This is a genomic window from Clostridium sp. JN-9 (assembly GCF_004103695.1).
GTDB lineage: Bacteria > Bacillota > Clostridia > Clostridiales > Clostridiaceae > JN-9.
The window spans coordinates 1,787,447-1,799,174 of sequence record NZ_CP035280.1 but is presented as its reverse complement, the minus strand read 5'-3'; the positions used below and the strand labels follow the sequence as shown (position 1 = coordinate 1,799,174).

Sequence of the window (11,728 nt, the reverse complement as noted above, 5' to 3'; positions counted from 1 at the left end):
CTTAAAATCATTTTTAAAAGCTAAATATTATAATACTTATTTTTAGAAATTTTCATATTACTTATTGAAGATAATAAATATAAATAACAGTATTAATAGAAATGATATGGTAAAATATAATATTAATTTAAATAATTTAAATGAAGTACAAAATGATCCTGTAAATGTAGTGAGCAATTATGATGAGCTGCTTTATAAATGCTGGGACAGTGGAAAAGAGGCTGATGTAAAGGAATGTATAAATTATCTTTTTAAAGTATCAACACCATCTTTTAAAATAAGTGTAGGCACAATGGAAAATTTAATAAAAAGTCAGTTTAATGTAATAAAAACCGAAAAGGAAAATGACGTTAAATTCGTTAACTCATTCTATGAAGACCCTGTAAAAGTTGATGAAAACACAGTAAAAGTAAATGTAAAAGATAGTTTTTCAGATGGAGATAAAATAATAGAGTATACTTTAATAAAAGATGATAATAAATGGTATATCAATAATATTTTATTAAATAAAGAACAGAATTAGATATAACAAAAGAGGTGGCAGCATAATGAATAAAATGGACTACTTTTATGAATTTAACAATGTACTGCTTAATGAAACTACTCCCTCAGTTTACTTTAAATCAATAGCTGGATCAGAGATTTTTACCAGTTTATATCCTTTTACAATGCTTGGTAAACTTCAAATTACAGACCAGTCCCCAAAATATCACCCTGAAGGAAGTGTGTGGAATCACACCTTAATGGTAATTGACCAGTGCGCTGAAAGAAAGGATGAAAGCAGTAATAAGGATGCTTTTATGTGGGCAGCATTACTTCACGATATTGGCAAGCCGCCTACAACTAAAATAAGAAATGGTAAAATAACTTCATATGATCACGATATAGTGGGAAGCAGAATGGCAGTAGAATTTTTAAATGAATTCAATTTAGAACAAAAATTTATAGAAAAAGTTACTGCATTTGTCAGGTGGCATATGCAGGTTTTATTTGTGTCCAAGGGAATGCCTTTTTCAGATGTGGAAAAAATGCAAAAGGATATACCTATTGAGGAAATTGCATTATTTGCTTTATGTGACAGATTGGGCAGAGGTAACATGACTACAGAAAAAATAAAAGAAGAAGAAGATAATATATTATTATTTATAAAAAAAGTAAAAGGCAATAAAGTTAAATATGATAAAATAAAAATAAAAAGCTAAATTACTGTTATAGGGGGAATAGGCTTTGGGTACTTTAAATGAAATCCAAATAGTAAATGATATAAACAATATTATATTATTTTTATCAAAAAGAGATATAGATGAACTAACCCCAAAAGCTCTGCATGGTAAATTTGGAATTACCAAAGTAGATATGCTGATTATTTTAGGAAACAGCATTCCTTACATAGCAGAGCTAGGTGCTGATGCTTATAAAAATTGTATTGCTGAGGATTTAATGGTAGTTGGCGGTATAGGCCATTCAACAAAATATTTAATCGAAAATGTGCAGAAAAATAATAAATATATTGATATAAATACAAATAACAAGTCTGAAGCCGACATATTAAGTCAGATTATAGAAAAGAGAATTAATATTGACAATCATAAAATTATTATAGAAAATAAATCTACAAACTGCGGCTCCAATGCTCACGAATCATTAAATGTTTTGAAAAAAAGGGGGCATATTCCAAAATCTATTTTACTAATTCAGGATCCAACTATGCAAATTAGAACTCATGCTTCCTTTCTAAAAGAATGGAGTGAGGAAAAAACCTTAATTATAAGCTATAGTCCATTTATACCTAAAGTTAAAGTGTCACATAATGGATATACACATATTAATAATAAGATAGATGGTCTTTGGAGCAAGGAAAGATTTATTGATCTTATAATGGGTGAAATCCCAAGGTTAAGAGATGATTCACAGGGATATGGACCAATGGGAAAGGGATTCATAGGTCACGTAGATATCCCTGAAAAAGTTTTAGATTCTTATAACAGACTATTAACTTATTATGCTGAGTATAATGAGATCAGGCTTCGAAAGTAAGTTTATTTTATGTCGTCTATTATTTTTTCATTGGCAATGGCAATCTGACCTAAACTTATACCTCCATCATTTGAAGGAAAATATTTATGTGTATATACTTTAAAATTTAACTTTCTCAATTCATCAACTATATTTTCCATAAGGTATTTATTTTGAAAAACGCCTCCGCTAAGAACAATATCATTAATAAAATATTCTTTTCTTATTTTTTCACAAAGCTTTACTGAAAATGCAATAATTGAATTATGGAATTTCCAGCTTATATCACTTATTTTAACATTCTCTTTTAAATCGCTTATTATGCCATGTATAATTTTGTATGGCATAATAATATACTCTCCATTACTTGAAATAATATTAAAGTCATAATGGTCTTCAGTTTTATCTGAATAAGAATAATTGTCTGGTATGCAGCACTCAAGTTCAATAGAGGCCTGTCCCTCATATGAAATAAACTTTCTTATACCAAGTATACTTGATACTGCATCAAAAAATCTTCCCATGCTGGATGTTTTTACACAATTTATTTTTTTATTAATCATAGTTGACAATTTTAAACCATTGCTTCCAAAAATGGATTCTATTAATGAAAAATACTGATTTTCTTTATTTAAATTTTCACCTGTACTTATTAAATATGAAACACCTGATCTCCATGGTTCCAGTATGGATTTATCACCTCCAGCTAAAAGTGTATAGTCTAAATGTCCAATCCTTTGAAATCTTTTTTTATTGCATATTAAGAATTCACTTCCCCAAATGCATTTATCTGTGCCAAATCCAGTACCATCAAAGGACAATCCAATAACATTATCTTTTAACTTATTTTCTACCATACAGCTTACTATATGAGCATGATGATGATAAACAGGTATTTTCTTTATATTCATATCCTTTGCAATTAAGGTGGATTCATAATTAGGATGAGCATCATAGGCAATAAATTTTGGCTTAAATGAAAATAAATCTTTAATGTGGCGTATATTCCTTTTATAGTTGTTTATTGTTTCAACATTTTGAAGATCTCCATTGTGCTGGCTTAGAAAAATGTAATTTTCCAGTCCAATTGCAAAAGTATTTTTCATATCAGGGCCTGCAGCTAATATATTTTCTATACCAGAATAGTTTACTGGGTCAGGAACATACCCCCTTGCACGTCTGATCATTCTAATATCTCCACACATGTATCTTACGACAGAATCATCTATGGGAGTGTAAATATCCCTATTATGAAACATGAAATAATCAACAATATTATTCAGATTTTCAAAAGCACTGTTATTCTCATATTCTATAGGACATCCATAGATATTAGCGCTGGTCATTATAAGAGTGTCTAAGTCTTCGCTTAGTAATAGTTCATGCAAAGGTGTATATGGCAGCATTACCCCAAGAGTTTTCATATTAGGTGCTATTGAATCAGGTAACTTGTATTTGTTTTTTTTATTTAATAATACTATTGGCTTTCTTATGCCAGTGAGCACATTATATTCCTTTTCGTTTACATAACAATATTTATTAATTGTATCTATGTCACTCATCATTACAGCAAATGGTTTGTCAGGCCTTCTTTTCCTTTTCCTAAGCTCTTTAACAGCATTATCATTATGGCCGTCACACACCAGAAGAAAACCTCCAAGTCCCTTTACAGCAAATATATTTCCTTCCTTTAACTTTTGTATTGTCCAGTCTATTATATTGTCTTGAGGCATTTCTATGATATTTCCTGAATTATCTGTAATCCATAGATGGGGACCGCAATTATGGCAGGCGTTTGGCTGCGCATGAAATCTTCTGTTTAATGGATTAGTATACTCAGATTCACAATTACTGCACATTGTAAATTTACCCATTGTAGTCTCACATCTATCATAAGGAATACTTTTAATTATGCTGAACCTTGGCCCGCAATTAGTGCAGTTTGTAAATGCATATTTATATCTTCTGTTATGCCTATCGTGAATATCTTTCAGGCAATCACTGCAGGTTGCTATATCGGGAGAAATTAATGTAATCTTATTTTTTCTAAACTCACTTTTTTTTATTGAAAATGATTTGAAATTTTCTAAAGGTAATTCTTTTATATTAATATTTTCAATTTTTGAAAGGGGGGGAGGACTGTTTTTTAATTCATCAATAAAATTATTTATACTTTTCTCCATGCCCTGTATATTGATATATACACCCTCAGAGTTATTATTAACCCATCCTGTTAGAGAATTTTTATAAGCTAAATTGTATACGAATGGCCTGAATCCAACTCCTTGTACAATTCCTTCAACTTTTATAAAAAGATGCAGCATCATAAATCACGTCCTATTGTAATAAATTTAAAAGTTTAAGTTAAATATATATTATTTAAAATTGAAAGTAAAGATTTATAACATTATTTAGCATTTTCAGAGTAATACAATAATTTTGAAAATAAATTAATAATATTAATTCACATTCAATAGTCTAAATGATTTGCCAATTTATGATACTTTTGCTAATATTAAATCATATTATGAATATTTAGGAGGGTTATTATGGTAGATATACGATTAAACAAGCTGGCAAAACTGCTGGTTAATTATTCTGCAAAAGTTAAGCCTGGGGAATTTGTTCTGGTTAGCTGTGAAGATGTGGCTGAGCCATGGATGGCTGAGGTTGTTAAGGAAGCAATAAAGGCAGGAGCTCATGTTGAAACTATATTAGACTCCCATACAGTTAAAGAAAACAAACTAAAATACAGTTCTAAAGAGCAGCTTAAACAAGAAAACTTCATATTAAAGTATGCATTAGAAAAAGCTGATGTATGGCTTTCTGCCTGGGGCACAAGAAATACAAAAGCCAACTCCAACATTGATTCAGAAATAATAAAACTTTCAGCCATAGGTGCTAAAAGCTGGAGAAAAGTTTATTCTGATGGCATGGGAGATGGAACGCTAAGATGGTGCGGGACTCAATTTCCAACTTATGCAGATGCTCAGGAAGCTTCAATGAGCTTAAGTGAATATGAGGACTTTGTATATGGAGCAGGTTTACTGAATTCTGATGATCCTGTAGCTGAATGGGAAAAAGTAAGCGCTGGTCAGGAAAGATGGGTAAAGTATTTAGACTTAAAAAAACAGCTTCACATAATATCAAAGGACACTGATATAGTGGTAGGTGTAAATAACAGAAAGTGGATTAACTGCGATGGTAAAGTTAATTTCCCTGATGGAGAAGTTTTTACATCTCCTGAAGAAAATAATATTAATGGAGTTATAACATTTAGTTTCCCTGGAATATATATGGGAAAAGAAATACAGGGCATAAGATTAAAAGTTGTTGATGGAAAAGTACAGCAGGCTGCTGCAGAAAAAGGCCAGGATTTATTAGATACACTTTTAACACTTGATGAAGGTGCATCAAGATTTGGTGAAGTTGCTATAGGAACAAATTATGGGATAAATAAATTCACAAGAAATATGCTGTTTGATGAAAAAATTGGAGGAACTATTCACATGGCTATTGGAGATTCAATGGCTGAAGCAGGCGGGCTTAATAAATCTAATATTCATTGGGATATGCTTTGCGACATGAGACAATGCGGTAAAATATATGCTGATGGCGAATTGTTCTATGAAAAGGGCCATTTCATTGATGAAGTTCTATCAAAATATAATCTTTAGAAAAATAAAAACCTTCACAATTTAATTACTGTGAAGGTTTTTGCAATTATCTGTAACGATTTTTTCTTCTTTTTCTTCTTTTATTTAGATTTATAGTTCTTATTGTAAATAAAATAAGAATTATTATCACTAAACATACTGCTGCAAACTTAATATAAGAAGGAATTAAAATTTTATTGATATCCTTTGAAGTTAGGGAAGAATATAGTTTGAAGTTCTTAGTAACTCCTTTTTCATTTATTGTTAATGTACCAATACTGTTTCCCTTTTTCAAATCATTAAGTGTAAATTTATTCATATTATAGCTTACTAATTTCGACATGTTTTCCTTAGTATTTAACTGATTTTCATAATAGTTTACATTATCTTTAATAATAACTGGAACCTTCAGCTGTTTTACAGGGCCGAAAAATCTAAAGGATTTATAATCAATGGTTTCTGTCCTTAGGTTAGTGTCTTTACTTATTAAAGTACTTTGCTTTGCACTATAACTATAATCAATAATTTTTTTCATATCTTCAAATACTGTTTTATCATCTTTGTCATAAACTGATTTCATCACTAAACCCATTATCTGTCTGCCATTTCTTTCATAAATAGCAACAAGACATCTGCCTGCTTCTGAGGTGTAACCAGTTTTCCCGCCAATACATCCATCTTTATTTAATAGCTTGTTTCTATTTTCTACTGCCATATTAGGACCAGTTACTGTTTTTATTGTGGATTTTTCTTTTCCCATGGATTCTCTAACCCAGGGATTTTTAAAAGCTTCTCTAGCAATAACACTTAAATCATAAGCAGTAGTATAATGCTCATTGTCATGAAGTCCATTTGGTGTAACAAAGTGTGTATTTTTTAAATTTAATTTTTTAGCTCTGTCATTCATCATATTAATAAAACTTTTAACATTGCCCCCTACAGAAGAAGCAATCATATAAGCTACATCATTGCCTGAGAACAGGAGCAAACCATCCATAGCGTTAGCTGCTGTCATTTTTTCACCAACTGCTATAGAATGTACATTTAGATTTAATGAATATTCAGGCTGATTTTTTGCTTCCTGAGTGTAAGTTAATAAATCTGATTTTTTCTTGTTTTCTGCAAGCAGAAGAGCAGTCATTAGCTTAGTTGTACTTGCTGGATATGCTCTTTTATCAATGTCCTTAGCATATATAATTTCGCCTGTTTTCATATCAATTGTAATTGCAGATGTACCATATATTTTAGGCTGCTTGATACTGGTATTGGTATTTTCATCTGCTAGTGCCTGTAATGGAATGGATATAACCATAATTAATGATAATAAAAATGTAAGTATCTTCTTCATAAATGCTATCTCTCCATCTTAAATTAATATTTTACACGTTGATAATCAACAGTATAGCATGGTCAAATTAAATTTTCAAACAGTACTAACATGGCATAATTATGATATAATATTAAAACTATAAAGAAAATTGAGGTGATACTTATATGAATGAGAATGAAATAAAAGAAATATTTAAAAATAGATCTGCTGGTATTATAGGAAACCATAAGAAAAGCTCCGTGATGATTCTTATGACTGAAGAAAATAATAATATATTTGTGTTATTTGAAGAAAGGTCACATAAGCTTCGTCATCAGCCAGGGGATATATGCCTTCCAGGAGGAAGAATAGAAAAAAATGAAACACCAGTTGATGCAGCTGTAAGAGAGGTGTGCGAAGAGTTAAAATTATCTAAACAGGATATAAAAATAATTGGTGAAATGGATTACTTTGTAAGTCCATATAATACTATAATGTATCCATTTATTGCAAGTACTAAAGGATGTATTAATGCTAGTGAAGATGAGGTGGAAAGAATAATAAAAATCCCTTTAAATTTTTTCATAAATAATGAACCAATTCTTTACGATCTAAAAATTGGTCCATTACTTGAAGATGACTTCCCCTATGATTTGATTAATAATGGAAGAGATTATAAATTCAGCAGGGGAATTTTAAAGGAATATTTTTATAAATATAAGGATATTGTTATTTGGGGTTTTACAGCACAAATTATAAAAAGTTTTGTAGATATTTTAAAAGCTAATCTTTGATTTTCCTTTCCACTCCTGATAGCAGTAATGAAACTATTGCAATAACAATATATATTAACACATAGAATACAGAAACTAATTTAGGTATCATAAAAAATTTTAAGTATATAAAAATGATTAATGATAGTATTGACCACAACAATGAAATATAAGACATTTTTTTATTCCTGTTTTCCCATGATTCTGGATCCTTCATGGACCCCGTAATGTTATCTTTATATTTATCAGAGTGAACTTTTACTGTTAATGATTTAAAGTAAATAAAGAAAACAGCTGCAATAAAAAAAATTCCTAAAAAATAATATGATAATGATATACTTGTTAAATTCACAAAATCACCTTCTTTGCTTTGGTAAAATATTTATAATTAGTGTAACCAGATTTTAAAAAAATAATAAGCCTTATTTTAAAGAAACATATATGACTTGAATTTATGCTTAATTAGTGGTATTTTAAGAGTATAATTAAATAATGTCTTAAATAAGGGAATGTGGTTAAAAACCATAGCAGCCCCCGCTACTGTAAACATTGATGACACATATAAAACCACTTAATTTTTATTAGGGAAGGATATGTGAAAGATGAAATGTGAGCCAGGATATCTTATTTATGATGTATTATTTATTACCTTCGGAGGGAAGGTAAAGATTAGATAATAGTTTTGATCTTTGCCGGACCTTTGGGATCCGGTTTTTTTATGCTGTTTTTTAAGGAGAGAAAATGATTGTAAATAAGAGTATCCATGTTTTAACAATAACTATAATGAGTCTTGCCTTAATTATTTTACTATTTTCCTATGACAATCCAATAATTTTATTAATTATTACTCTGCTTTTCTTTGCAGTATTTTATAAATACAATTCTGTAAAAAAAATAACACAGGGAATAATATATTTTATTCCCTTTATGCTTATAACAGTAATAATTAATATGATTTTTGTATGGGACGGCAGAACAGTTTTGTTTTATATTTTACATAAGCCAGTTACTTTGGAAGCACTTATTTATGCTGTAATTCTTTCTTATAAGCTGCTTTTAATTATATATTTATTCATGATTATTAATTTACTGGTGGATTCAGATACTGCTGTATCTTATTTTTCAAGTAAGATGCCAAAATCCACATTAACTTTTATGATTGCAATGAAATTGTTCCCATCCATGAAAGAAAAAATTCACAATTTAAAGTTGATATATACAGTCAGGGGAGTAAATTTCAATCATGAGAAAAAAACTGATTTAATTAAAAGTTATATGCCCATATTATCCGTATTATTAGAAAATACCCTGGAAGGAGCTTTTGATATTGGTGAAGCTGCATATGTAAGGGGTTTCCTAAGCAGTAAAAGATCCATATATGAAAAGCAGACATTAAAAAAAAGGGATATTATTATAATCTTAATTAACATTCTGCTGATTTTTTTAATAATATTCTGCAAATTTAAAAATTTATATAACATAGATATTTATCAGGGCCTTAAAAGTTTAAGCCTTATTAATAAATTTAGCATTACAGCTGCAGTATTAATTATATTAGAAGGATTAATTATTTGTATGTAATAATTTGAAATGGAGTTTTTATTATGGATATGCCATATATAGCAATTAACAATTTAACTTATAAATATCCTGGAAATGAAAAAATCACACTTAATAATATAAATATAAATATTGAACGTGGAGATATAGTACTTGTATGTGGGAATTCAGGCTCAGGGAAATCAACATTAGGTAAATGTATTGCAGGTTCAGTTCCTAATTTTTACGGAGGAACAGTAAGAGGAGAAATAAAAATTAATAATAAAAATATAAAGGAGTTTACTCCAAAAGAATTAGCAGAAAAAGTTACCATGGTTTTTCAGGATCCTGAAAGGCAGCTTCTTATGAACAAAGTACACAGAGAAGTAGCTTTTGGATTAGAGAATATTGGTATACCATCTGAAATTATTAAAAGAAGAGTCTATGAATCAATGGAATTCTGTGGCATAGAAAAGCTGGCTGAAAGGGACATTGTTTCATTATCAGGTGGGGAAAAACAAAAAGTAGCTGTAACTTCTGCTTTGGCTTATATGCCTGAATGCATAATATTTGATGAACCAACATCACAGTTAGATCCAAATTCAGCAGAAGAGATAATTAATATCATAAGTAAAATAAATGAAGAACTTGGAATCACCATAGTTCTAATTGAGCAAAGAATGGAAAAGTGTTTTTCAATAGCTGATAAGATACTTTTAATTAATCAGGGTGCAATAGATTTTTATGGTGATAAAGATCATTTGTATAAATCCAATGGTGATGACTTTATAGAATTTATGCCCCAATATTTAAAGCTTTCAAAAATTCTCAAATTTAGTAAAATGCCTTTAAGCATTAGAGAAACAAGAAAAAAGCTTAATAATTTTAACTTCCGCCATAACAGTCCTATTGAGAAGGAAAAACATATAGAAGAACCCATAATTAAGATCAGCAATTTATGTTTTTCCTATGATGGAAATGCAAATACACTTAAAAATATAAATATAAACATTAATAAAGGTGAATTTGTGGAAGTTATGGGCCCAAATGGTGCAGGAAAGAGTACACTTTTTAAAAGCATGATGGGATTTACCAAATATAAAGGAAGCATAAAGCTGTTTGGAAAAGAGGTAAGTAAATACAAAAGAAATGATTTGATAAAAAGCATTGGATATATATCTCAGAATCCAAATGATTATATTTCAAAAGAAACTGTATATGATGAAATTAAATTTACTTTAGATAATTATGGTATAAAAGATTATGAATTAATAGACGTTGTATTAAAGGATTTAGGAATTGATGATTTAAAATACAAAAATCCAAGGGATATCAGCGGTGGTGAAAAACAAAGGGTAGCAATAGCATCAATTTTAGTAATGAAGCCTGAAATTATATTATTAGATGAACCTACAAGGGGATTAGATTTTAATACCAAGAAGCTCCTTGGGAACACACTTAAAAAGTTAAATAAAAAAGGCAGTACAATTATTATGATAACTCATGATATAGAATTTGCTGCCGAGTTTGCAGATAAATTTATTTTATTATTTAATGGGGAAGCAATCCAATCTGGAACTAAGGAGGAAGTCTTTAAAGGCGGCACTTACTATAATACATCAATGAATAAATTATTTAGGAACATGGATGATTCTATTTTTACAATAGAAGATGTTCTGGAAAGGTTAACTTAGGTGTCATTATATGAATAGAAATAAAGCCATAAAGCTGCTTACTTTTATTCTGGTAATATGTCTTATTATTGCTGGATATAAATATGGAAATCAAAATAACTTTCCCATATTGCTTACTTTAGGAATGTTATTATTAATATTTTTAGCTTATGCAAACTTTGAATTTAATGAAATGGGCACAAAGGAGATAGCATTAATTGCCAGTTTAAGTTCTTTTGCAGCAGTTGCAAGGGTACCTTTTGCATCCATTCCCAATGTACAGCCAACAACTTTTTTAGTGGCTTTAAGCGGCTTGATATTTGGACCATATGAGGGATTTTTGATTGGCGCATCTTCTGCTTTTATTTCAAACATTTTCCTGGGTCAGGGGCCATGGACACCCTGGCAGATGATTGCATGGGGTATTGTAGGAGGGATATCCGGAATTATAGGCATAAGGGGATTTAAACCAAAGGTTGAGATTTTTGCAGTAATATGTTTTCTTTATGGATTTTTATTTGACTGGATAATGAATCTCTGGCATGTAATTGGATTTATCAGGCCACTCAATGTCAAAACTATTTTTGCTGCATATTTAACAGGATTAACTATGGATGTAATGCATGCCGTGGGAAACTTTATATTTGCTATGGTTTTTTATGAAAGCTTTTACAAAGTACTATTTAGGTTTAAAAGAAGAATGAAGGTAGAATATGTTAGCTCTGACAAATTAAATGAGCAAAAAAATTAGGGGGATTTTAA

11 protein-coding genes and 1 riboswitch are annotated in these 11,728 nt (G+C 29.7%); of the genes, 8 read left to right on the top strand and 3 right to left on the bottom strand.

Translation table 11 applies throughout. The features are described from left to right. Positions 1 to 64: 64 nt before the first annotated feature. From EQM05_RS08640 to EQM05_RS08630, 3 genes are read left to right on the top strand one after another with little or no spacing between them, the layout of a single operon-like run. Positions 65 to 523, top strand: a complete 459-nt coding sequence (locus EQM05_RS08640; protein WP_128749667.1) for a DUF4878 domain-containing protein — start codon at positions 65 to 67, stop codon at positions 521 to 523. 25 nt (positions 524 to 548) lie between these two features. Further along, on the top strand, positions 549 to 1,202 hold the full coding sequence (locus EQM05_RS08635) for an HDIG domain-containing metalloprotein (RefSeq protein WP_347560221.1): 654 nt from the start codon (positions 549 to 551) through the stop codon (positions 1,200 to 1,202). Between the two features lie 25 nt (positions 1,203 to 1,227). After that, positions 1,228 to 2,037 carry an ElyC/SanA/YdcF family protein gene (locus tag EQM05_RS08630; protein WP_243108029.1) on the top strand — a complete coding sequence of 270 codons (810 nt, stop codon included), beginning with the start codon at positions 1,228 to 1,230 and terminating at the stop codon, positions 2,035 to 2,037. Between the two features lie 2 nt (positions 2,038 to 2,039). Here EQM05_RS08630 and hypF read toward each other — a convergent pair whose 3' ends face one another. Then, a complete protein-coding gene (gene hypF / locus EQM05_RS08625) occupies positions 2,040 to 4,343 on the bottom strand; it encodes a carbamoyltransferase HypF (protein ID WP_347560220.1) in 2,304 nt (767 codons plus the stop codon). A 222-nt stretch (positions 4,344 to 4,565) separates the two neighbouring features. On the opposite strand from hypF, the gene EQM05_RS08620 reads away from it, so the two are divergent. Next, positions 4,566 to 5,693 (top strand): aminopeptidase, encoded by a 1,128-nt coding sequence (locus EQM05_RS08620; protein WP_128749666.1) that lies wholly within the window; start codon positions 4,566 to 4,568, stop codon positions 5,691 to 5,693. 46 nt (positions 5,694 to 5,739) lie between these two features. Here the strand turns inward: EQM05_RS08620 and EQM05_RS08615 are convergent, their stop codons facing one another. Beyond that, positions 5,740 to 7,020, bottom strand: a complete 1,281-nt coding sequence (locus EQM05_RS08615; RefSeq protein ID WP_128749665.1) for a D-alanyl-D-alanine carboxypeptidase family protein — start codon at positions 7,018 to 7,020, stop codon at positions 5,740 to 5,742. A gap of 146 nt (positions 7,021 to 7,166) precedes the next feature. Here EQM05_RS08615 and EQM05_RS08610 point away from each other — a divergent pair, with 146 nt between their 5' ends. Beyond that, on the top strand, positions 7,167 to 7,775 hold the full coding sequence (locus tag EQM05_RS08610; RefSeq protein WP_128749664.1) for a CoA pyrophosphatase: 609 nt from the start codon (positions 7,167 to 7,169) through the stop codon (positions 7,773 to 7,775). Here the strand turns inward: EQM05_RS08610 and EQM05_RS08605 are convergent. Next, positions 7,765 to 8,106, bottom strand: coding sequence for a hypothetical protein (locus EQM05_RS08605; RefSeq protein WP_128749663.1), 342 nt, complete (start codon positions 8,104 to 8,106; stop codon positions 7,765 to 7,767). The genes EQM05_RS08610 and EQM05_RS08605 overlap by 11 nt on opposite strands. A gap of 119 nt (positions 8,107 to 8,225) precedes the next feature. Further along, a riboswitch (cobalamin riboswitch) is annotated at positions 8,226 to 8,400 on the top strand. A gap of 95 nt (positions 8,401 to 8,495) precedes the next feature. On the opposite strand from EQM05_RS08605, the gene EQM05_RS08600 reads away from it, so the two are divergent. Genes EQM05_RS08600 through EQM05_RS08590 form a run of 3 tightly spaced genes read left to right on the top strand, consistent with a single transcriptional unit; the run spans position 8,496 to position 11,717 of the window. Further along, the gene (locus EQM05_RS08600) at positions 8,496 to 9,335 is read left to right on the top strand and encodes an energy-coupling factor transporter transmembrane component T (protein WP_128749662.1); all 840 of its coding nucleotides are present in this window, start codon (positions 8,496 to 8,498) and stop codon (positions 9,333 to 9,335) included. 23 nt (positions 9,336 to 9,358) lie between these two features. Then, positions 9,359 to 10,987 carry an ABC transporter ATP-binding protein gene (locus EQM05_RS08595; RefSeq protein ID WP_243108028.1) on the top strand — a complete coding sequence of 543 codons (1,629 nt, stop codon included), beginning with the start codon at positions 9,359 to 9,361 and terminating at the stop codon, positions 10,985 to 10,987. Positions 10,988 to 10,997: 10 nt separating this feature from the next. Beyond that, positions 10,998 to 11,717 carry an ECF transporter S component gene (locus EQM05_RS08590; protein ID WP_128749661.1) on the top strand — a complete coding sequence of 240 codons (720 nt, stop codon included), beginning with the start codon at positions 10,998 to 11,000 and terminating at the stop codon, positions 11,715 to 11,717. Positions 11,718 to 11,728 lie beyond the last annotated feature (11 nt).

Coding starts and splice junctions, on each gene's coding strand:
- EQM05_RS08610 (WP_128749664.1), top strand. CDS start 7,167: ATGAATGAGAATGAAATAAAAGAAATATTTAAAAATAGATCTGCTGGT.
- EQM05_RS08600 (WP_128749662.1), top strand. CDS start 8,496: ATGATTGTAAATAAGAGTATCCATGTTTTAACAATAACTATAATGAGT.
- hypF (WP_347560220.1), bottom strand. CDS start 4,343: ATGATGCTGCATCTTTTTATAAAAGTTGAAGGAATTGTACAAGGAGTT.
- EQM05_RS08595 (WP_243108028.1), top strand. CDS start 9,359: ATGGATATGCCATATATAGCAATTAACAATTTAACTTATAAATATCCT.
- EQM05_RS08615 (WP_128749665.1), bottom strand. CDS start 7,020: ATGAAGAAGATACTTACATTTTTATTATCATTAATTATGGTTATATCC.
- EQM05_RS08590 (WP_128749661.1), top strand. CDS start 10,998: ATGAATAGAAATAAAGCCATAAAGCTGCTTACTTTTATTCTGGTAATA.
- EQM05_RS08620 (WP_128749666.1), top strand. CDS start 4,566: ATGGTAGATATACGATTAAACAAGCTGGCAAAACTGCTGGTTAATTAT.
- EQM05_RS08635 (WP_347560221.1), top strand. CDS start 549: ATGAATAAAATGGACTACTTTTATGAATTTAACAATGTACTGCTTAAT.